The sequence below is a fragment of the Glutamicibacter sp. NPDC087661 genome, from assembly GCF_044743275.1.
GTDB lineage: Bacteria > Actinomycetota > Actinomycetes > Actinomycetales > Micrococcaceae > Glutamicibacter.
In genome coordinates this window covers 1212278-1234132 of record NZ_JBIUWE010000001.1, presented here as the reverse complement: position 1 = coordinate 1234132, position 21855 = coordinate 1212278, and the positions used below count along the sequence as shown (strand labels likewise).

Genomic DNA, 21855 nt, shown 5'->3' with positions numbered 1-21855 from the left:
GCAACTACGAGCCTCTGTGCAGCTTGGCGAACCCTAACTCGCAACGCTTACGAACACGTATTGAGGGTTCCGTCATTTCGGTAGGCAACAGTCTCGTCGAGAACCAGCGGACCGCCAATCAGCACATTAGTCCAACCTTCCATGCCGGTCAGCGCTGAGCCTATGGACTTAGGCAGGCAGGACTTTTTAGCCAGCAGCATTGGCGCGCCGTTGTAGCCTGCAGCAACGGCACCGCTCAGTCCGTCGGGGAAGCTCTTGCCGTTGGCAATGAACTGGCGCTGCGCACCATTTGGCCAGAAGGCCTTCGCGATGACAGCACTGGTGTCATAACGTGATTCTCCGCCGTAACGAGCGATCCTGGCATTCGGAAGCGCTTTTCGGATCTCGTTTTCCGCATTTCTGGAGATTGCCAGTGGCCCACCAGCCAAGTACACGGTGGAGGGATTCAGGCGCTTGAGCTGCTTCAAGATGGTGCTTGGCACGTATTTCTTACTGCTCAGCAGCAATGGAGCCTTGCGGTCTGCCGCGACAGCTGCCATGGACAGGGCATCAGGGAACGAGCGTCCAGATGCCACAAACACGTTCTTGGCAGAAGACCAATTCGTAGCAATCTCTGCGCTGGTTCCATAGCGCGTGTTTCCTGCTTCTCGGGATACCGGTGCATACTTCTTCAGCTGCGTGAACGTCTTGCTGCTGACTGCGGTTGGGCCACCTGCAATGACGATGCGGGACGGATTGAGCCGCTTGATTTCCGCAGCCACTGCGCTCGGCAGATAGGCCTGCTTGGTCAGCAACAGGGGTGCATTGTGGCGGTTGGCCAGCGAGGTAACTGATAGTGCGTCAGCGAAGTGCTCGCCGGAAGCCACGACAACAGTTTTGGCCCCGTAGGGGAAGGTGCGCTTGGAGATCGCAACAGGCGTTCCATAACGGTTGGCGCCAGACATGCGTGATGGGCCCAAGCGGGTCGGCCAGACATCCATATTGCCAAAGTAGCTGGTAGTCAGCTTGTACTGCGTGCTGCGGCGGTTCTTCGCGAAGTCGCGCAGCGACGTCAGATCGCCGTTCCACACGTTGGCATCCACATTCTTCGTTGACCCCAACAAATTGGAGTTGGAAGAATACTGCCAGACATTGAACGTGGTCCAGCCTTCAGGAAGTTCGCGGGGATTCTTCGCAACGTCAGCGGTGGGGAAGATCGAGACATGCAGTGGCCAGGACTTGAACGCTGCGGAATCACCCGTGCACTCATCCCACCACGACTGGGCCGTGTAGATCATCGGCAGGCGACCGGTCTTGGCCTTGACAGTATTGCCGAAGTCCTTGATCCAGGTAACCAATTGGGAAGGCGTCATGCCGTAGCACATATCGCCCTTGCCCTGCGGATAAGCGGTCTTGTTGTACGGGTTCCACTCGATATCCAGCAGTGGGGGCATGGTGTACCCGTCATTGGTCCACCCACCACCGTTAGCCATGAATTCCCTGGCCTGAACAGCACCGGAAGAATGGGCAGGCATGGCGAAATGGTACGCACCGCGAATCAGGCCGGCATTGCGCGACTTGGTGTAGTTCTGGCTGAACTTAGGGTCCTTGTACAAGGAAGAAGGCCACGACTGGGTGGCCTTGATGTAGGCGAAACGTGCCCCGTTTGCCTTGGCAGTGGACCAGTTCACGTCGCCTTGATGGCGGGAAACATCGATCCCAAGGGTGCCCGGTGGACGCCAGGTCCGCAACTCATCAAGGGAAGCCGGCGCGCCCACCTGGAACGGAACTGAAGTCGCAGAATCATTTGAAGACAGCTTCGCGAGATCCGCTAGCTCATCCATGGTAGGGATCGTCGCGTCACCGGTTTCGGCAATTCGCTTGGCACCCTGGCCCAGCTGGGCATCGAGGTGCTCGAGCTCCATTTCGGCCAGCGCCTTGTCGGCTAGCTGTACGCGTTCTTTCTTGGAAAGATCATCGTCTTTGGACAGTGCCTTGGAAATTTCTTCAGCTGCTGGAGTGGCAATAGCAGCCGGCGCACTTGGTGCTGGCGCCTCGGACTCAACTTCGCTGGTGCTGGTCCCGGTGGCCTCGGCCTCGCGAGACGGCGTAGACGATGGTTCCGGCGCATCAGCCACGGTAGCAGTGGGCGAGGGAGACTGAACAGTTTGAGCGGAGGGCTCTTCTGTTGGCGAGGCGAACCCCGGACCAGCAGAAAGCGGGATGGAAAGTGCGGCTATAACCGCAATTGATAGAGCTTTGGATCGTCGCGTCCGGATAGCCGGCATGGATTCCCCTGAATAATCGAGTGCAAGTGAAATGGCGAAAGCCTTTGCTAGTATATCTACCCGATGTTTCCCGGCAAGATTCCGGGAATTAATATCGCCGCCGATGCCAAGGGAAATCTAAAACTGCGGAATTGCTTAATCGGCCAATTCCACCGGTTTTATGGTCTTTGGAACCAACAGCCAGGCAACCACTCCGACCAGGCCCACGACAGCCGAAATGTTGAAGGCTAATTGGAAGCTGATCATGTCGGCCATGGCCCCGGCCAGCAGCGGGCCGATGATGGAGCCTAGATCGGTGCACATCTGGAATCCGGCCAGTGCCTTGCCGCCGTTGCGGCCGGAACCAATCACGTCAGCCACGGACGCTTGCTGTGCTGGGCCCAGCAGCCCGCCGCCAATGCCTGCCAGGACCGAGAAGACGATGAAGCCAACCAGGGAGGTCGAATACCCCATCGCGCCAATGGACACGAGCAGGACACTCATGCCAAGGACCACGGGGATCTTGCGTCCAATGCTGTCTGTCAGGCGACCGGAGAACACCAGCGCGCAACCATTGCCGATGGCAAACACCGTCATGGAGATTCCGGCGGCCGTGGCACCCATGGTTTGGCCGAACACGGCCAAGGCGAAAAGCGGGATCATGCTGTTGCGCACGCCGAACGCCAGCCAGCCGTAGCTGAATCCGGAGAACAATGCCGCCCGGTAGGCGGGGGAGACCAGCGCCTCGCGGGTGGTCACCACTTCAATATCGGAATGCCTTGATCGCGGGTTTGCCGCATCTGCATCCAGATCGCGGCGACGGCCCAAGGCCATGTAGACCACGCCTGCGGCAATCACCAGGGCGGTGCCGTAAATCAAGAACGGAATACGCATGCCCAGCGGGGCAAGCAAGGTTCCAAGAACCGGGCCGAAGACGTTGCCCAAGAGGAACGAGCCGGCATACAAGCCCGAGATGCGTCCACGGGATTTCTCCGGAGCCAGGCGCGCAATTAATGCCATGGCTGAAATGGTGAACATGGTCGACCCGAAGCCGCCCAGTCCACGAGCAATCAATAGCTGCGTATAGTCCTGGACCACAGCGCAAAGCAAAGTCGATACCGCAACTAGCAGAACGCCGGTGACGTAGATCTTGGGCTCGCCGAGCTTCCCTACCAGGACGCCTGCTACCGGTGCGAAAATCAATCGGGTAAAGGCGAAAATGCTGACAATAATAGTGGCGGCCGCATTGCCGACATCAAAGCTCACTGCATACTGGGGCAAGATGGGGGCGATGAGCCCGAAACCCAATGCGATGATGAATGCCGCAACCAGCAATACGCTGATCTCTTGGGGGATGGGCGCCTTGGCAGCACGGGTGGTTTTCAATGCCATATCAATTGAACAGATGGTTCTGCCGCTCAGCGAGCAGTAACCCTCAGCCTTTCTGGAACGACGAACGGGGCTAAGCAACCCACCTGCCAGTCTAGCCTTGAATGCAAAATGCGCTGATGCTGGTGCTGCCTGCCATATGATCCCTAAATGGTTGGAGATATGAGACGATTTAGAGCGTGTCTGATTCGCTTATATTAACCATCATCATTGTCGCGGTTGTTGCCGTGGTGGCCATTGGCGTCATTGCCTTCGTCACCAAGGGCCGCAAGCCTAAGACTCCGTATACGTCAGAGCGCGATGCAGACGACTTGCCAGCTGGCCAGAGTGCTGAGGGCGATACTGATGCCGCAGCGGACACTGCCGGTGCAAGCGATGCGCCTGTCGCGGTCCAAGAGCCTGCCGCACCTGCTGCGCCACAACTCGATGTTCCAGAACCAGTGCAGGGCCGTCTGGCCCGGCTGCGTGCGCGACTGACAAAATCCAACAGCATGTTCTCCAAGGGCCTGCTGGCCCTGCTCAGCCAAGACTCGATTGACGAGGATGTCTGGGAAGAGATTGAAGAAAACCTGCTGATGGCAGACCTGGGTACCGAGCCTGCACTTGAGCTTGTTGACGCACTGCGTGAACGAGTGAAGATTGAAGGCAGCAAGGACCCGGCTCGCGTCAAGGCAATGCTTCGCGAGGAACTGCTCAAGCTGGTGGATCCTAGCTTGGACCGCAGCTACCTGCCTGAACCGCATCCGGACCGCCCAAGCATCATCATGGTGGTCGGTGTCAACGGTGTTGGCAAGACCACCACCATCGGCAAATTGGCGCGAGTACTCGTTGCGGAAGACAAGGACGTCCTGCTGGGCGCTGCCGATACCTTCCGTGCGGCCGCCGCCGAGCAGCTGGCTACCTGGGGCGACCGCGTGGGCGTGCCTACCGTGCGTTCCGAGATCGACGGCGCCGACCCGGCCTCCGTTGCCTTTGAAGCCGTTTCCGCGGGCATCGAGCAGGAAGTCGACATCGTCATGATCGACACTGCCGGCCGCCTGCAGAACAAGGTCGGCCTGATGGACGAGTTGGGCAAGATCAAGCGAGTGGTCGAGAAGAAGGCCACCATTGACGAAGTCCTGCTGGTCCTCGATGCGACTACCGGGCAGAACGGCCTGCAGCAGGCCAAGGTCTTCTCCGAGGTTGTCAACGTTTCGGGCATCGTGCTGACCAAGCTCGACGGTACTGCCAAGGGCGGCATCGTCGTGGCTATCCAGCGTCAGCTCGGTGTTCCGGTGAAGCTGGTGGGATTGGGTGAGGGTCCGGATGATCTCGCGCCATTCAACCCGGAAGACTTCGTGGACGCACTGCTCGAAGGCTAATCGATAATTCCATATTTTCTTGATCTCCCCGTCGTTTCCTGCGGCGGGGAGATCTTGCTTAAGCGGGCGCTGCGCATCTGTAATCCTGCACAGAGCGGTTTTGTTCCTGCTGGGCCATGGGGCGCGCACAGGGGTTGGAATCAAGGGAATCTTGCAGTGAGGTCAGTCACACCACTCGCTCCTGGGTCCGAAACTTTCCTTGGGGCCTCTACGGAAAAGATCTAGTCAGTGAGTGAATGGAACTTTTCGGGCGCCTTCTGGCCGCAGGTCACCCAAGGAGGCAGTGACCAGCGCTACAGAAAACGTCCAGACTACTTGGGTAAAGATGTTTTCTGGGGAAATGTGTCCCTTCAATCTGTACGCACTGCATGAGGGATACTCCGGTTGGTTCTGGATGCCCCCGTGCGGTCAGACCAGCCGGTAAAGGATCCATCCAGAAGTGTCGTCGAACCAAGACCTGCCCATACCAGTCAAGCAGGACCCTAAGCCCAGGGCTTTCCGCATGGACATCCAGGGCCTGCGCGCCATCGCCGTAGGTGTTGTCGTGCTGTACCACTTCTGGGGGCACTATCTGCCCGGCGGCTTCGTCGGAGTCGACGTGTTCTTCGTGATCTCGGGATTCCTGATCACTTCGCATCTGCTCGCCAAGCCGCCGAAGAATATTGGCGATGTCGTCAATTTCTGGATGAGGCGAGTCAAGCGGCTGATCCCTGCCTCCTTCTTGGTGATCCTGGCCAGCGTATTGGGCATCTGGTTCTTCGCACCGTCCACGGTGTGGCAGGACTGGGGGCTGCAAGCGATGGCCGCGACGTTCTACTTCCAGAACTGGTACCTGGCACTGACCAAGGTCGATTACCTTGCCGAAGGCGAAGCTCCAAGCCCCTTCCAGCATTTCTGGTCCCTGTCTGCAGAAGAGCAGTTCTATTTCGTATGGCCAATTCTGATCGGCGTGCTGATCTTCGCCGCAATCAAGTCCGGAATCAAGCCGGCAACCGCCGCGTTGGCCGGAATCAGCGCCGTCTTCTTGATTTCCTTCGGATACTCGCTATACGCAACCGCGACTGAACCGGGCAGCGCGTACTTCTCGACCTTTACCCGAGTCTGGGAATTCTCGGCAGGCGCCCTGGTGGCGGCTTTGGGAGCGCGTGCGCATGCGGCCAAGAAGGATGCGATGAGCTTGATCGGGTCGTGGGGCGGAGTCCTTGCCATCGCATTCAGCGCGGTGGCCTTTACCGGGCAGATGCCGTTCCCCGGATACATCGCAGCGATTCCCGTATTCGGCACCGCACTGATCCTGCTCTGCCATTCCACGCATAAGTACTCGCCGAACATGTTCTTGAGCAGCAAGCCGTTCCAGTTCTTCGGTGACAATTCCTATGCCATCTACCTCTGGCATTGGCCGCTATTGATCCTGATGCCGTTCATGGTGGATGACTTCAAATGGCCCCAGAAGATCATTGCCCTGGCCTTGACGCTGGTTTTGGCTGTTTTGACGCAGAAGCTTGTCGAGGTTCGATTCCGTAAGTTCATTGACGCCTCGGTACTGCTCACGGCGCCACGCTTCCTTGCCACGGGCAGCCTCGTCTTGGCTTTGGTTGCCGGAGCTTTCTACCTCAACACCGAACGCATTATCAATGACGCCCAAGACGTCGACAAGGCCTTGGCCCAGGTCGAAAAGGAGCTGGGCGAAGACTGCTTCGGTGCCGCGTCGCTCAGTGAATCATGCGGTGAAGCAGTGAATATCGAGACGGCCTACCAGCCGGTGGCTCCCGCCCCGGTAGTTGCGAAGACCGACAAGCCGGTTGTCTACAAGGACGATTGCTTCGCCAGCCAGGACGCCGACTACAAGGACCGCCCGGTATGCAACTACGGTGATGGCAAGATCAAGGTAGCACTGGTTGGAAACTCGCATGCAGGCCAGTGGATTCCTGCCTTGGAACCTATGGCGAAGAAGAATGGCTGGAGTATTGATACCTATTTGGCCAGCCGATGCGCCGTCATGGGCGAACCCCAGGTCTTTGACTCCAAGGCACGGGAAAAGGGCTGCGCTGATTATGGCAGCTGGGTGACCAAGCAGATCGAAAAGGAAGACTATGATCTGGTGATCAGCTCCAACCGCCAGTCCCTTCCGGTTTCCGGATACGAAATGGAAAACACCGCTGAGCCTGCCCAGAAGGCCTACGAAAAGATTCTCCAGGACTGGGCCGGCACCGGCGCCGCTGTAGCGGTCATCCGGGATACGTCCTTCCCGGGGGAGACCGTGGAGAATGTGCCTGACTGCGTGGCCTCCAGCGATGGCGAATTCAGCGAATGCAGTGGCGAGGCGAAGCAATGGATTCCGATGGATCCGCAAGCCGACGCGGTGAAGGCCCTGGATAAGCCGAATATTATCGACGTCGACATGAATGACCAGCTGTGCGAGGACGGACGCTGCTTTGCGGTAGTCGGTGGCATCGTGGCCTATTGGGACCACTCGCACCTGACCGAAACCTTTGCCGAGTCCCTGTCCCAGACCCTGGAATCCCGGCTGAAGAAGGAACTGGATTCGAAGGAACTGTTCCCGGCAGCATAGGGCTTTGCGGCACCTTGCTCGATAGGCTCTGGCTTCAACGCATTAATTGCGTTGCAGCCAGAGCCTATTTCTGATTCCTGATGCCCGTGACTGCCCCAGGAGCATCGCGGCCCGGGCGAAAAGCGGAAACGCTTGGCTCATCGGGCAGCCAGAATCGCCAGGGGAACTGCGGACCGCCGGCTATCCCCGCGACGCCAACACGGGGTCCGGTGCGCAAAGCCTCCGGGGGACCAGAGGCAGCATGGAGGGTAAAGGGTGCAGCGAACAGATCCAGCCCGTCATGTTCCAATCTCGTGAGTCCCAATGCGGTGGCCAAGTTCCCCGGTCCACGGGCCAGCTGGATTTCCGGGATGGGATTGCGGGCGTAGCGGATGGGCCGCTTCTCCAGTCTTCGTGCGTGGGCCAGGTCGGCGCCGGAAATAATTTCGCCAGAACGTATCAGCACCCCGGACGCAGCTCCTGGCGGTGAGCAAACGAAATTCAGGGCGTAATGCATTCCATAGGTGAAGTACACGTACGCGTGCCCGGGTTCCAGGAACATGGACGCGTTGCGATCGGTTTTCCTGTCCTTCGAGTGGCTGCCCGGATCATAGGGCCCTGCGGTTCCCAGGCCCATGTACGCTTCGGTTTCGGTGATGCGCACGCTGACCGGTCCATCACTGGAATCCACGGTGAGTACTGCCCCGAGCAACCGGGGCGCAACGTCCAAGGCATCGGGCAAGAAGAAAGATCGGTCCATGCTTCCAGTGTGCCTGCTCCAGCTAAATTGTCCCCGGCCCCTGTAAGGATCATGGGTACTTGAAACTTGGGGGTTCAAGCAACTCGCACTCGTGAAATGGGGAATGAGCATGAAAAGGTTCTTAGCAACTGCAACCGCACTGGCCGGAATTCTATCGATGGCTGCCTGCGGGGTATCGGCAGAAGAGTTTGAGGCTGCGCAAACCTCGAGCGCAGCCATAGCTGCTGAAAAGGAAGCACTGCAAGCCCAGCTGGCAGAAGCAGAAGTGCAATTGGCCCTGGCCCCAAGGAAGAAGCAGCAGAGCTTCGCGCAGCCGCGGCTGAGAAAGCCACGGCCAACAAGGCCAAGAAGGTCACCAAGCGTGCTCTGGCGCACATCATGAAGCAACCGGACTCGCACATTGATCAGAATGTGATTCTCTACGGGCTGGTCACCCAGTTCGACTCCGCGACCGGTCCATGCACCTTCCATACCGAGCTGAGCCACGCGCAGGTGGGCAAATACGACTACGAGCACAATCCGATGTTCACTGCCGGTGACGGCCTGGCGGACTGCGAGGCGCCGGATGGCGTCGTGGCCGAGGGCATCGTCCAAATCACCGCCACGGTGACCGGATCCCTGAGCTACGACACGAGAATCGGCGGATCCCCTACGGTGCCGAAGTCCCGAGTCGTGAAGATCAAGCGGCTATAGCCGCTGCCGGCGTCCGCCCCGGGCTGTTCTTTTGACCGTCGGCCAGCAGCACCGTGAACTGTTCGAAACGGCGGCGAAACATTGCCGAGAAGCAAACGTTACCCCCGGCAGGAACTTGATACACAGCGGAAACGAAGCAGCGAGTGTTCGGAAACATCGGGCGCGTTAGATAGTCATAACACCACCGATACACCGAATACCTTGAGGGGAAGTGATCCAGATGGAGTTGGATGTAGCCAGCTTATGGATCCTGATAGCTGCCGCACTCGTATTGCTGATGACACCGGCACTGGGACTTTTCTACGGCGGCATGACTCGCGCCACCGGCGTGGTGAACATGATGCTGATGAGTTTCTCCGCCGCGGCGATCACCGCCGTTGTCTGGGTGCTCTGGGGCTACTCGTTCTCCGCCGGGGAACCAGCCATCGCCGGAATCGTCGGCAATCCAATCAGCGACTTTGCCATGCACAATACCGAGCAGTCCGAGCTGCTCGCCGCCGGATTCGCCGGTACCTTCGCCATGATCTCGGTAGCCATCATCTCCGGAGCCATCGCCGACCGTGCCCGCTTTGCGCCATGGCTGTTCTTCGTCCCGCTGTGGGTCACCCTGGTGTACGCACCGGTGGCCTTCTGGGTCTGGGGTGGAGGCTTGCTCTCCGCAGACGGATTCCTGGGCAGCATCTTCGGCGAAGCCATTGACTTCGCCGGCGGCGCAGTGGTCCACACCAACGCAGGTATCGCAGCCCTGGTCCTGGCCCTGAAGTTGGGCCAGCGCCACAACTTCCACGATCGTCCGCAGCCGCACAACACCCCGCTGGTCATGCTCGGTGCCGGCCTGCTGTGGTTCGGCTGGTTCGGTTTCAACGCCGGTGCGGCGACCACCGTCGAGCAGGCTGGACTCATCTGGGTCAACACCCTGGCAGCTCCGGGTGCGGCCGTCCTTGGCTGGATCCTGGTTGAGAAGCTTCGCGGTTCCCGCCCCAGCTCGCTGGGTGTCGCCTCCGGCCTGGTGGCCGGCCTGGTCGCCATCACCCCTTCCTGCGCAGATGTGGCCCCGTGGGCCGCGATGCTGCTGGGCGTACTGGCTGGCGCCGGTGCAGCCTGGGCAGTGAACTTGAAATGGAAGCTGGGCTACGACGACTCGCTGGATGTTGTCGGCGTGCACCTGGTCGCCGGCTTGATCGGAACCCTGTTCCTGGGCTTCTTCGCCCTGCCAACCGAGGAGAGCGCTGGCGGACTGTTCTACGGCGGAGGCGTCGCCCAGCTGATCGCCCAGGCAGCCACCCTGATTGTGGTCATGGTCTTCTCCGCGGTGATGACCTGGGTCATCGCCACGGTCATTGGAAAGTTCAGCCCATGGCGTGTCGCGGCAGATATCGAAATTGCCGGCATCGACGAGGCGGAGCACAACGAAAATGGATACCAGCTGGTTTCCAAGTAAGGAGCGGAATCTGGAAAATAACGCAGCACAAGCACGAGGGGCAGGGCGTTTCTGAAACGTCCTACCAGGACCGCCGGTGGGCCATGCAGCCACCGGCGGTCCTGGCGTGTTCACGCCCGGGGGCGGGCACATGTGTAAATCATGGGAATCGCCTAGTTCGCTGGCATCAGCGGTGCACCGGCCCCTAGCGTGGCATTCACCAGCCGATTATTCCCAAGCAGCTAGGAGAGTGCCATGGCCAGCGAACCACAACAGCAAGCAAGCCCGGGAGGGGAACCGGTCTTGTCCGGCCCCGGCCAGGACAGCGAATTCCTGACCACCAACCAGGGAGCTCCCGTCAGCGATACCGACCACTCGCTGAAAGCCGGAGAGCGCGGGCCCACCTTGCTGCAGGATCACCACCTGCGCGAGAAGATCATGCATTTCGACCATGAGCGGATTCCGGAGCGCGTGGTCCACGCCCGCGGGGCTGGCGCCCACGGCTCCTTCATCAGCTACGGCAACGCCTCCGAGCTGTGCCGGGCCGATTTCCTCAAGCCGGGAAAGCAGACCCGGGTCTTCGTGCGGTTCTCCACCGTGGTCGGTTCCCGCGGCTCGATGGACACGGCCCGCGATACCCGCGGCTTTGCCACGAAGTTCTATACCGAAGAGGGCATTTTCGACCTGGTGGGCAACAACATCCCGGTGTTCTTTATCCAGGATGGCATCAAGTTCCCGGATCTGGTCCATGCCGCGAAGCCGCACCCGGATACCGAGATCCCGCAGGCGCAATCGGCCCACGATACCTTCTGGGATTTCGTCTCCCTGCATACCCCTGCCCAAGCCCACGTGATGTGGCAGATGAGCGACCGCGCGATACCCCGCTCGCTGCGCATGATGGAAGGCTTCGGCGTGCACACCTTCCGCATGGTCAACGAGGCGGGCAAAGCGTCACTGGTGAAGTTCCATTGGAAGCCCAAGCTCGGCGTGCACTCGCTGGCCTGGGAAGAGTCCCAGCTGGCCGCCGGCGCGGATCCGGACTTCCACCGCCGCGATCTGGCCGAAGCCATTGATGCCGGAGCCTACCCCGAATGGGAACTGGGCGTGCAGATTTTCCCCGACGACGGTTCGGGGGTCTTCGAGGGCATCGACCTGCTGGATCCGACGAAATTCGTGCCAGAAGAACTGGCCCCGGTCCAGCCGCTGGGCAAGATGGTGCTGGACCGCAACCCGGAGAACTACTTCGCGCAGACTGAACAGGTCGCCTTCCACCCCGGGCATCTGGTTCCGGGCATCGATATCAGCGACGACCCGCTGCTGCAGGCGCGGCTCTTCTCCTACCTGGACACCCAGCTGACCCGGTTGGGCGGACCGAACTTCGCGCAGATCCCGATCAACTCGCCGGACTCTCCGGTCAACGACATGTTCCGCGACGGCTTCCACCAGCACCGGGTGCCCAAGGGCATCGCGCCGTACAAGCCGAACTCGCTGGATGGCGGCTGCCCGTACATGTCGCAGGTTCTCTCTGGCCAGCAGCCTCCGCTGGACTTCCCGCAGCCTGTGGCCTCCGGAAAGAAGGTGCGTTCCGAGCCGGCCAGCTTCTCGGACCACTACAGCCAGGCGCGCCTGTTCTACATCAGCCTCTCGGCCGTGGAGCGCGCCCACGTGCAGCAGGCCTACTCCTTTGAACTGGGCAAGTGCACCGATACCGCGATCCGCCAGCGGCAGGTGGAATGCCTGGCGAAGATCGATACCCAGCTGGCCGCCGGGGTCGCCCAGGCACTGGGCCTGCCGGCACCGGCCGCAGTGCAGCTGGATGATCCGGTGGCCAGCCCCGTGCTGTCCCAGATCGGAAAAGCCTGGCCAGTGGACGGGCGCAAGGTCGGGGTGGTATTCAACAGCGGAAACCACCAGCACGTGCCAGCAATAGCCCAGGCGCTGGCCGAACGGGGCATGTCCCCGCTGCTCGTTTCGGCCTCCGGCGGCGAGGTGGCCCCGGACCTGCCCATTGACCGCACCTACCTGACGGCGCGCTCCATCGAATTCGATGCGCTGGTGCTCATCGGCCCGTTGCCGCCGGCCCCGGACGCCGCGGTTGCGCTGGATGCCAAGGCCGGCGCCTTGGGGGCAGGCGGGGTTCCCATCGACCCGCGCGTGGCGTTGCTGGTTGCGGAGGCCTACCGGCACAACAAGGCCATCATCACCCTGGACGGGCTCTCCGATGGCCTGCTGCAAGCGGTGGGCCTGGAAGATGACGCGCCGGGCATCGCACTGGTCGAGCTTTCGGCGGTGGCCGAAAGCGCGGAGCAGCTGCTGTCCACCCACCGCGCGTGGGAGCGTTTCCCGGTCGCCGAGTAGCAGCGCGGCCCAGCTGGCCTAGCAGGTGGCGCGGCAGGTGCATGATTCGATTTGCCTGCCGCGCCGGCCTGGCCCAGCAGCAGGGCCGGCGGCAATCAACTGGCACAGATAGCTGATGAAAAGAGGTGCAAGATGCCTTCAGGAACCGATAGCCATGCCGGGAACGGGAACGCGGCCGAAACCGCTGCCAAAGCCCGGCACGCTCCTGGACCCGATGCCGAATCCAAACCCGATTCCCCGCCGGATATGCACTCCAGGTCATGGAAATACGCGGCCAAGCGCTCCATCAGGGAATTCTCCCGGAAGAAATGCACGGACATGGCGGCCTCGCTGACCTATTTCGCGATGCTCTCCATTTTCCCGGCCCTGCTGGCGGTAGTCTCCCTGCTCGGAGTTGCCGGCCAGGCGGAGAACATGACCCGCAACATCCTCTCGCTGATCCAGGAACTGGCCAGCAAGGAAGTGGTCGAAACCCTGCGCCAGCCCATCGAGCAGCTGGCCTCGGCCCCGTCGGCAGGCCTGGCGCTGATTGCCGGTCTGCTCGGTGCGCTATGGAGCGCCTCGGGGTATGTCGGGGCGTTCGGACGGGCAATGAACCAGATCTACGAGGTGGCCGAAGGCCGGCCGTTCTACAAGCTGCGCCCGCTGATGCTGCTGCTGACACTGGTGCTTCTTGTGGCCGTGTCCGTGCTGGGGATGCTGCTGATCGTCTCCGGTCCGCTGGCCCAGGCGCTGGGCAACGCCATGGGGCTGGGCGAGGGCGCGGTGGCGATATGGAATATCGCCAAATGGCCGGTGATCGTGCTGTGCGCGATTGTGCTGGTGGCCGTGCTCTACTACGAGGCTCCCAATGTGAAGCAACCGAAGTTCCGCTGGATCAGCCTCGGCTCGGCCATCGCGCTGCTCGTGCTGGCGGTAGCGACCGTCGGCTTCTTCTTCTACGTTTCGAACTTCGGCAACTACAACAAGACCTACGGCGCCATCGGCGGGGTCATCGTGCTGCTGCTGTGGCTGTGGATCGCCAACCTGTCGCTGCTGTTCGGCGCGGTCTTCGACGCGGAAGCCGAGCGCGGGCGCCAGCTGCAGGCGGGGATTGCGGCCGAACGCTCGGTCCAGCTTCCGCCGCGGGATACCAAAGCCAGCATGAAGCAGGAGGAAAAAGAAGAGCAGGACATCAGCGACGGACGGCAGCTGCGTTTCGCCAGCGAGCTGGACGCCGAAGAGCAAGCGGATCCGGAATCCAGGCGGAACCCGGAAAGCTGAGCAGGCGCCGAAGCTGGCCATCGCCTGGGCGCCCCTTGGCGCGGGCCGGCACCTCGGTAGCGTGTGAAACGACCAGATCATTCCAAGACAAAGGAGCTCATCATGGCCAACGACGAGGCAAGCAAAGTCATCAGCATCATCCAGGACCTGCGGATCGCCATGGTCTCAACCCTCAGCGCTGGACGGCTGGCCAGCCGCCCCCTGACGCTGATTGAAGCCACCGACGAAGGAGAACTCTGGTTCTTCTCTGCCGCCGACGCCGGGATTGTCCAGGAAATCCGGGCCCAGGGACTGGTCAATGCCGCGTTCAGCGGATCCAAGGCGTGGGTGTCGGTCAGCGGCCACGCCGAGGTGGTGCTCGATGTCGCCAAGAAGAAGGAACTGTGGAACGCCGCGGTGGAGACCTTCGCCAGCGAAGGCCCGGAATCTGCGCAGACGGTGCTGCTGCGCATCGATGCCGACTCCGCCGAATACTGGGAGAATCCCGGCGGGGCGGCGAGCCTGGTGGCCGGCTGGGTGAAGCAGAAGCTCACCGGAAAACCTGCCGAGCCCGGGGACTCGAATAGCGTCGAACTCTAGGACGCCGAAAACCGCCAACGGCCGCTGCTCCGAATTCCCGGAGCAGCGGCCGTATTGCTGTGCCCGTGCCCTGGCACAGAGCTATGCCCCATGGATTCGTATCCATGGGGCATAGCTGGTGGTGCGGTTTAGGACAGGTCGTCCTTGACATCCTTGGCGGCGTCCTTGACGTGTTCTCCTGCTTGCTTTGCCTTGGCGGCGGCCTGGTCCTTCACGCCTTCGGCTTGCAGGCGCTCATTATCAGTGGCATCGCCGTAGGCCTCCTTGGCCTTGCCAGATGCTTCCTGGGCCTTGTTCTGGATCTTGTCTCCAATTCCCATGATTCTTACCTCCTGTGTGGATCTGGTTACTGACAATTTGAACTATAGGGCAGATTGCAAATCGGGGTCCCGAAGCTGAAAGTTTGCTTGCGGCCAACTTTGCAGATCATCAAAGCGCCGCCGTCGCGGCGGCCAATCCCATAAGCTGCGTCGCCGCGTTGCGCTGTCCTTTGCGGTTATCAGGAGTCATTCAGCTGGGCCGGGCACGAATGGGCCGTGACCTAGACTGGCCAAAAGTTCCGCGCAGAGAAGGAGAGTCGATGGACCAGCGGCCGGTGTCGTTTAGTGCAGCCCAACCAGGATCCCGCCCCCGCAACAGCGAGTCATGGTGGGGCGCCGAAGAAGCGGTGCGTGCGGCCGCCGTGCGCTGCGAGGGCAACCCGGAAGCGATGCTGCGTACGCTGGAAAGCTCGGGGGAGGAACCTCCGGTGCCAGCGGCCGGACAGACCCAGCGCCTGTGGGAACTGCTGGCCTCCGTGGCCGCCACCGACCTGGTCGCGGCCAGGACGCTGGAACCGCATTTGGATGCCGCGGGAATCCTGAGCCAGGCGGGCATGTCGTGGCCGGCCGGCACTGCATGGGGCGTTTTCGCCGCGCAGCCGCCCAACGCCACCCTGGAAGCGGTCCGCCAGTCCGGCGGGGGATGGGAGCTGAACGGCACCAAGCCCTGGTGCTCGTTGGCCGCGCAGCTGACGCATGCCTTGGTCACCGCCCCCACGCCCGATGGTGGCCGGCTGTTCATGGTTTCCTTGCGGCATCCGGGCGTTGAACCGGCATCGGATGCCTGGGTCAGCCGCGGCATGGCGCAGCTGCCCAGCGGCAGCGTGAACTTCACCGGCGTGCCGGCACAACCGGTGCAGGACGCCGGCTGGTACCTGTCCCGTCCCGGGTTCGCTGTCGGGGGCGTTGGCGTGGCCGCCTGCTGGTTCGGGGCAGCGGTGGGAATCTACCGCCATCTGCTGCGCAGCGCCCAAGCGCGCACCCCGGATCAGCTGGCCCTTGCTTGGCTCGGCGAAGCAGACCGCTTGCTGGCCGGCTGCGCGGCGCTGTTGGAACAGGCCGCCGGGCTGGCCGATGCCGGAGCGCTGGATGCCATTTCGGCCCATCGGGTCCGCGGCCAGGTGGCCGGGGCCTGCGAGCGGGTGTTGCAGCTCAGCGGCCAGTCCACCGGTCCGGGCCCGCTGACCGCCGATGAGGAGCATGCGCGGCGTGCAGCTGACCTGGGCATATATCTGCGCCAGCACCACGCGGCCCGCGATGACGCGGCGCTGGGCCAGCTGATGGTGGACCGCGCCGGCGCGGAAGGCGGCAGCGCATGGTGAACTTCACTCATGAGGACCAGGGAACATCTGCAAGCTGCTGGCAGCAGGCTGGGCTAGAGCGGATCGCCGTACTGGATCCGGAGAAGCTCTTCCACGCAATCGCATCGGTGATTGTTCTGGCCGCCCACCCGGATGACGAGACGCTGGGAGCTGGAGGGCTGATCCGCATGGCGCTTGGCCGGGGGATCGATGTCCACGTGATCGTCTGCAGCTTCGGGGAAGCCTCGCATCCGGACTCCACAACACAGTCCGCGGCCCGGTTGGCCGCGCTGCGCCAGGCCGAACTGGCCGAGGCCATGGACACGCTGCGCGCACAAGGACCGCGCAGCGGAACGCTGCATCTGCACTGCTTGGGCCTGGGCGACGGGAAACTCGAAGCGCAGCAGGAGCCGATCCGCGCAGCCCTTGAGCAGCACGCCGGCGAGCGCTGCCTGATCGCCAGCACCTACCGCGGCGACGGGCACCCGGACCACGAAATCCTGGGCCTGCTCGCCGCGGACTGCGCCCTGGCGCACAATGCCTGCCATCTGGAATTCCCCATCTGGTTCTGGCACTGGGCGCAACCGGACCGGCAGCCCAGCTTCAGGCATTGGCGCCGGCTGGCCCTGGATGCCTCCAGCGCGGATGCCAAGGCCCGCGCCCTGGAGGCCCACCGTTCCCAAACCCGGCCGCTGTCCGCCCTGCCAGGAGACGAAGTCCTCCTTAACGAAGGCTTCCTTCAGCATTTTTCCCGCGGCGCCGAGATCTTCCGCGCCACCTGGCCTGGCCACAAGGACGCCGCGTCGGCTCCGGTGGTCTTCGACGAGCTCTACGGGCAACGCGAAGATCCGTGGGAATACCGCAGCAGCCGCTACGAGCAGCGCAAGCAGCAGATCCTGCTCGCCTCCCTGCCCCGGGAACAGTATGCGGCGGTTTTGGAGCTGGGATGCTCCATCGGGGTGCAGAGCGCCGAACTGGGCCGCCGCAGCACCAGCCTGCTGGCGGTGGATGCCAGCGCTACAGCGCTAGTCCAGGCCCGGCGTGCCGTGGCCGGAATGGAGCATGTCAGCTTGCTGCAGGCCACGGTGCCCCAACAATTTCCGCAGCTGGAGCCGGGGAGCGTGCAGCTGGTAGTGCTCAGCGAGATCGGCTATTTCCTGGCCGCCGACGAATTGGCGCAGGTGCTCGCCGCCAGTGCTGCCGCACTGGAAGCCGGCGGAGAGCTGGTGCTCTGCCATTGGCTGCATCCCATTGAAGGCTGGCCGCTGGACGGGGAGGATGTGCACCGGATGGCGGGAGAACTGGGGTGGGAGCGCATCGTGGAGCATCGCGAGGCCGATTTCCTGCTTGAAATACTGCGCAAGCCCGCTGGTGCCCATGGGTAGGCAGCTGGCGGCCATGGCGGTCATCATCCCGGCCCATGACGAGGAAGAACGCCTGGGCCGCTGCCTGGATTCGGTGCGCGCGGCCATGGACCGGTTGGCGCGTGCCCGCCCGCAGCTGCAGGTCCGGGCCATCGTGGTTGCCGATAGCTGCACCGACGGCACGGTACAGGTTGCCCAGCGGCAGATTAGCGCAGATCAGCGGATCAGCTTGCTGCAGGCCAGCTTCGGTAATGTCGGAGCCAGCCGGGCTGCCGGGGCACGCCACGCCCTGGCCAGCTTCGGCGCGGACGCGGACCCGAGCGCCATCTGGCTGGCCAGCACCGACGCGGATACCTGCGTCGCCGAGCATTGGCTGGAGGGCTTTGCCACCCTGCACGCCGGCGGGGCCGATGCGGTGGCCGGAACCGTGGAACCGGACCGCGGCGAACTCGATGAGCATATCTTCGCCTTATGGGAGCAGGCCTACCAGCCGATCGAGGGGCATGGCCATATCCACGGCGCGAACTTCGGAGTGTGCGTTGCTGCCTACCTGGATGTTGGAGGCTTCGAGCCCTTGGCGGCCCGGGAGGATGTGGCCTTGGTCGAGGCGCTGCGCCGCGCCGGCTACCGGGTCCAGGCCACGGCCCGCCTGCAGGCGATCACCTCGGGGCGCTTGCGCGGGCGGTTGTGCGAGGGCTTCGCGGACTATCTTGCCGCGCTGGATCACCAGATGCTCCACGCCCGGTAGCGCCCAAGTAAGCGGTCCCGGTCCCTGGCATAGGAACAGCCCCCGGCGAATCTGCGCGGATGCGCGATTTCCCGGGGGCTGTGCCCGTTGCGGCGGTGCTTGCGGTTACACGCTGCTGCCGGACTCCTGCGTGGCGTACCTGTGTCCCAGCTTGCTGGCGTCGAAAGCCGGAACCGCGTGGGCGAGCGCAGTGTATTGCCAGTACTTCACACGGAATGCAGCCATTCCGCTGTGCTCGGCCTGGCCGAACAGATCCTTGATCTTGCTGCGCGGCGCGCTGGCCTGAACCACTTCCAAGACTGGAGACGGCTCGGAAATGTGCAAGAACTTCAGTTCCTCGGTCTGCGGTTCAACCATCGCGACCAGCACCGGCCGCTTGTGCACCGAGACCAGGCCCATCACATCATCGAGCGCTTCCAAAGGCTGTGTCATGACCACTGGCATTCCTTGGGTCCAGCCATAGCTGCTCAGATGACTTCTTCCCTCGCGTGATCCCAGCAGCTCTGCTACGCGCAACGCGGTCTGGGACCTGACTAGCCTTCCTGGCATGTGAACTACCCTCCACTTCTAGACGATACTTCTCACTTCAACAATGCAGTTATCTGTCCCTCCGGACTGGGCAGCGTGGCCCTTGAAATGCGCTGTGGACCCTGCGGCCAGCGGTGGGGACTTGATAAAAAATTATCATTGGCCCACCAAGTTGTTGCGAACAGGCCGCGATTCTGAGGAAATTCCCAGACTTTATTCTTTACTAGTCAGTATCCCTATTCAGCTACCGTGGTTGCTAGGCTCAGTGCCTCCCAAGATCACGCAGCGCCCGGTGCGCCGCATGCCAGCCGGCCATGCCATGCACCCCGCCGCCCGGAGGGGTGGAGGAGGAGCACAGGTACAGTCCCGGCACGCCCAGCGAATAGGGATTCAGCGAGGGCGAGGGGCGGAAGAACTGCTGGGTGCCGGCCAGTGATCCGCCGCCGATATCCCCGCCGACCAGATTCGGATTCCAGGCCTGCAGCTGAGCCGGGCCGGTGACTACCCGCTGCACGATCCGGTCCTTGAAGTCCGGCGCGAACCGCTGGATCTGCGCATCGATGAGCGCCCCGGCATCCCCGTCATAGCCTTGGGGCACGTGGGCGTAAGACCAGATGACCTGGCGGCCGGCCGGGGCGCGCGAGGCATCGACGCTCGAAGGCTGGACCACCATCACGAACGGGCGTTCGGGCATTGACCCGGCGGCGACCTGGCGCTCGGCCCGGGCCAGCTCGGCGGCATCGCCGATCACATGCACGGTGCCGGCCTGCGCGGTGCGCGCATCCTTCCAGGGGATCGGTCCATCGAGCAGGTAGTCCACCTTGTAGGCCGCGGTGCCATAGCGCCAGCGCTCGAACCGCCGGCGCAGTCGTGCCGGGAGCTGGTCTCCGGCGAGCTGCACCGCTTGGCGGGGCGTGGCATCCAGGAAGGTGAGGTCCGCATCGGGAAGCTGCGCGAGGTGGGTGATCTGGTGCCCGGTATGGATCTGCACCCCCAGCCCGTCGAGCACCCGCAGCAGCGCGTCGATGATGCTGCCGGTGCCCCCGTGCGCCACCGGCCAGCCCCAGGATTGGCCCAAGGCCCCGAAGAGCGCGCCGAATCCCGAGGTGAACGGGTGGGAGAGCGGCAGCATGGAATGCGCGCTGGATCCGGCGAAGAGCGCCGCGGCCTGCCGGGTCCGGAACGCGGCGGAAGCCAGCAGCTTCGCCGGCGGCAGCGCGCGCAGCCCGAAGCGTGCCATGAGCACCGGATGCGGCGGGATGCCCAGCAGCGGGCTGGTGGCGTTGTCCAGGATCTCCTGCGGATGGCGCACCAGCGGGCCATGCAGCAGCTGCCAGATCTTCCGGTCTGCGGGGAACTGCGCCATGGTGGCTTCGAGGTCCTGGTGCAGGAAGACCGACTCGGCGTCGTCCAGCGGGTGGGCCAGCGGATAGCCGTGGAAATCCCACTGCAAACCATGTCCGGCCAGATCGAAATGCGCGAAGGCGCGGCTGCCATAGGCGAAGGGGTGGGCGGCAGCTCCCAGGTCCACAATGGTGCCTTCGCCCAGCGTGCTGCCGGAGGCCGCGGCACCGCCGGGACGGGCATTGCGCTCGAAGACCTGGACGTCGAATCCCTGCTCGGCCAGGACCGCCGCGGCGACCAGCCCGTTGGGCCCGGCGCCGACAATGTTCGCTTTCCTGCCGGTCATGGGCGGTGTTCCCCCTGCTCATCGTTCACTGGCGGGGCGAAGCGCTCGGGCCAGGTTTCGTCGCTGAGCGCCTTGAGCTGGCTGATCTGCGACTCGGCCCGGTGCGACAGGTCCTGCAGCAGCGCCTGGTCCAGGCGCGGATCATGGGGCAGCATCAGCAGCAGCGTCTGCCACATGCGCAGCTTGGCATTGAGCAGCCCGGTGAGCACATCGAGCTGCACCTGCGCGGCGGCCAGCTTGCGCATGCGCAGCGGATTGAACGGGTTGACGTGCCCGGCGAGCTTGGCCGCCGGAGCCAGCAGGCGGGCCAGCGGACGCTGCCGGCATCCTAGCCGGTCCATGATCCGTTTCAGGTCATCCTGATCTGCTTGGACCTGCTGGTGCAGCGATTCGAAACGCTGGGCATAGGCGGTGTCCGCCCAGGTGCCGTGGGCGGCCTTGAAGTGGTTCAGCCCCGATTCGGAACCCAGCAGGTGTTCGCTCAGGTACCGGTGCAAGGTCGTCTGGTCGATGGTGTTGTGCGGCATGGGCCCGTCCTTAGTTCTCGCCTGGGGTTGCAGTCTTCTGCTGGCTGAAACGCTAGGGCACCGGCCGCCGCTGGCCAATGGCCGGGCACTGATCCGCAGGCTGCACCCAGCATCCGGCGGCTATCGGGCGGGGAAAGGCCGGGCTTCGAGCAGCCGCGCCAGATGCGCCGCGTTGCGCGTGGCGATCTGCGTGGCGTTGGCCGTGACCTGCGGGGTCTGGTCCAGATCCTGGTAGTCGGTGGTGTGCATGGCCTGCCCCACCCAATAGGTGGAGCCCTGGGTCGGCAGGGTGAACCCGACATCGGCCAGGCCCTGGCCCAGATCCGCAATCACGTGGTGCGCGCCGTCCTCATTGCCCACCACGGCCACCACGCCCACCTTGCCGAAGAGGATCGGGCGGCCCTGCTCGTCGGTCTGGGACAACTCGGCATCCAGCCGCTCCAGCACTCGCTGGGCCAGACTCGAGGGGTGGCCCAGCCAGATCGGGGGTGGCCAGCACCAGGATGTCCGCGGCCAGCAGCTTCTGCCGGATCCCCGGCCACTGGTCGCCGCCTCCCATGTCCTTGAGCACTCCGGGCCTCACGTCGAAATCGGCAATGCGCAGGATCTCGGAGTGGACCTGGTGCCCCGTGAATTCCGCCGCCACCTGCCGGGCCAGCAGATCGCTGCTGGAGGCTTTGGGCTAAGGGGAAAGGGTGCAGACCAGGATCAGTGCATTGATCGGTGTCTGGGCCATGGCTATCATTCCTTGTCATCG

General features: G+C 63.0%; 17 protein-coding genes and 1 pseudogene. 10 read left to right on the top strand and 8 right to left on the bottom strand.

What is annotated here, in order from left to right:
* Nucleotides 1–47: 47 nt before the first annotated feature.
* Nucleotides 48–2117, bottom strand: a complete 2070-nt coding sequence (locus ACIOTN_RS05865; protein WP_402734909.1) for a cell wall-binding repeat-containing protein — start codon at nt 2115–2117, stop codon at nt 48–50.
* 285 nt (nt 2118–2402) lie between these two features.
* The gene (locus tag ACIOTN_RS05860) at nt 2403–3638 is read right to left on the bottom strand and encodes an MFS transporter (RefSeq protein ID WP_133833473.1); all 1236 of its coding nucleotides are present in this window, start codon (nt 3636–3638) and stop codon (nt 2403–2405) included.
* Nucleotides 3639–3814: 176 nt separating this feature from the next.
* Here ACIOTN_RS05860 and ftsY point away from each other — a divergent pair, with 176 nt between their 5' ends.
* Together ftsY and ACIOTN_RS05850 are read left to right on the top strand one after the other, a co-directional pair.
* On the top strand, nt 3815–4996 hold the full coding sequence (gene ftsY / locus ACIOTN_RS05855) for a signal recognition particle-docking protein FtsY (protein WP_105657694.1): 1182 nt from the start codon (nt 3815–3817) through the stop codon (nt 4994–4996).
* Between the two features lie 439 nt (nt 4997–5435).
* Nucleotides 5436–7568 carry an acyltransferase family protein gene (locus ACIOTN_RS05850; RefSeq protein ID WP_133833472.1) on the top strand — a complete coding sequence of 711 codons (2133 nt, stop codon included), beginning with the start codon at nt 5436–5438 and terminating at the stop codon, nt 7566–7568.
* Nucleotides 7569–7632: 64 nt separating this feature from the next.
* Here the strand turns inward: ACIOTN_RS05850 and ACIOTN_RS05845 are convergent, their stop codons facing one another.
* A complete protein-coding gene (locus tag ACIOTN_RS05845) occupies nt 7633–8307 on the bottom strand; it encodes a DNA-3-methyladenine glycosylase (protein WP_133833471.1) in 675 nt (224 codons plus the stop codon).
* Nucleotides 8308–8685: 378 nt separating this feature from the next.
* Between ACIOTN_RS05845 and ACIOTN_RS05840 the strand changes: the two genes are divergently transcribed.
* The 5 genes from ACIOTN_RS05840 (at nt 8686) to ACIOTN_RS05820 (ending at nt 14620) form a co-directional block, all read left to right on the top strand.
* Entirely contained in the window at nt 8686–9000 is a 315-nt protein-coding gene (locus ACIOTN_RS05840) for a hypothetical protein (protein ID WP_105657697.1), read from the top strand.
* A gap of 220 nt (nt 9001–9220) precedes the next feature.
* Nucleotides 9221–10441, top strand: a complete 1221-nt coding sequence (locus ACIOTN_RS05835; RefSeq protein WP_105657853.1) for an ammonium transporter — start codon at nt 9221–9223, stop codon at nt 10439–10441.
* A gap of 234 nt (nt 10442–10675) precedes the next feature.
* Complete coding sequence (locus ACIOTN_RS05830; protein ID WP_133833470.1) at nt 10676–12778, top strand: catalase; 2103 nt, start codon at nt 10676–10678, stop codon at nt 12776–12778.
* A gap of 132 nt (nt 12779–12910) precedes the next feature.
* On the top strand, nt 12911–14041 hold the full coding sequence (locus tag ACIOTN_RS05825; protein WP_402734908.1) for a YihY/virulence factor BrkB family protein: 1131 nt from the start codon (nt 12911–12913) through the stop codon (nt 14039–14041).
* Nucleotides 14042–14143: 102 nt separating this feature from the next.
* A complete protein-coding gene (locus tag ACIOTN_RS05820) occupies nt 14144–14620 on the top strand; it encodes a pyridoxamine 5'-phosphate oxidase family protein (protein ID WP_402734907.1) in 477 nt (158 codons plus the stop codon).
* 128 nt (nt 14621–14748) lie between these two features.
* On the opposite strand, the gene ACIOTN_RS05815 is transcribed toward ACIOTN_RS05820, so the two are convergent.
* The gene (locus ACIOTN_RS05815) at nt 14749–14940 is read right to left on the bottom strand and encodes a CsbD family protein (protein ID WP_105657701.1); all 192 of its coding nucleotides are present in this window, start codon (nt 14938–14940) and stop codon (nt 14749–14751) included.
* A gap of 260 nt (nt 14941–15200) precedes the next feature.
* Between ACIOTN_RS05815 and ACIOTN_RS05810 the strand changes: the two genes are divergently transcribed.
* The 3 genes from ACIOTN_RS05810 to ACIOTN_RS05800 are packed head-to-tail and all read left to right on the top strand — an operon-like array spanning nt 15201 to nt 18353.
* Complete coding sequence (locus ACIOTN_RS05810; protein WP_402734906.1) at nt 15201–16262, top strand: acyl-CoA dehydrogenase family protein; 1062 nt, start codon at nt 15201–15203, stop codon at nt 16260–16262.
* Nucleotides 16256–17626: a PIG-L family deacetylase gene (locus ACIOTN_RS05805; RefSeq protein WP_402734905.1), complete on the top strand. Its 1371-nt coding sequence runs from the start codon at nt 16256–16258 to the stop codon at nt 17624–17626. The genes ACIOTN_RS05810 and ACIOTN_RS05805 overlap by 7 nt, the downstream gene beginning before the upstream one ends.
* Nucleotides 17619–18353, top strand: coding sequence for a glycosyltransferase (locus tag ACIOTN_RS05800; protein ID WP_402734904.1), 735 nt, complete (start codon nt 17619–17621; stop codon nt 18351–18353). Before ACIOTN_RS05805 ends, ACIOTN_RS05800 begins: the two co-directional genes overlap by 8 nt.
* Before the next feature lie 105 nt (nt 18354–18458).
* On the opposite strand, the gene ACIOTN_RS05795 is transcribed toward ACIOTN_RS05800, so the two are convergent.
* From ACIOTN_RS05795 to ACIOTN_RS05780, 4 genes and pseudogenes are all read right to left on the bottom strand, one after another.
* On the bottom strand, nt 18459–18785 hold the full coding sequence (locus ACIOTN_RS05795) for a hypothetical protein (protein WP_286134535.1): 327 nt from the start codon (nt 18783–18785) through the stop codon (nt 18459–18461).
* A gap of 358 nt (nt 18786–19143) precedes the next feature.
* On the bottom strand, nt 19144–20571 hold the full coding sequence (locus tag ACIOTN_RS05790) for a phytoene desaturase family protein (RefSeq protein WP_402734903.1): 1428 nt from the start codon (nt 20569–20571) through the stop codon (nt 19144–19146).
* Nucleotides 20568–21098 carry a hypothetical protein gene (locus tag ACIOTN_RS05785; protein ID WP_402472896.1) on the bottom strand — a complete coding sequence of 177 codons (531 nt, stop codon included), beginning with the start codon at nt 21096–21098 and terminating at the stop codon, nt 20568–20570. Before ACIOTN_RS05785 ends, ACIOTN_RS05790 begins: the two co-directional genes overlap by 4 nt.
* Nucleotides 21099–21218: 120 nt before the next feature.
* A pseudogene (locus ACIOTN_RS05780) lies at nt 21219–21759 on the bottom strand (flavodoxin family protein).
* Between the last annotated feature and the right edge of the window lie 96 nt (nt 21760–21855).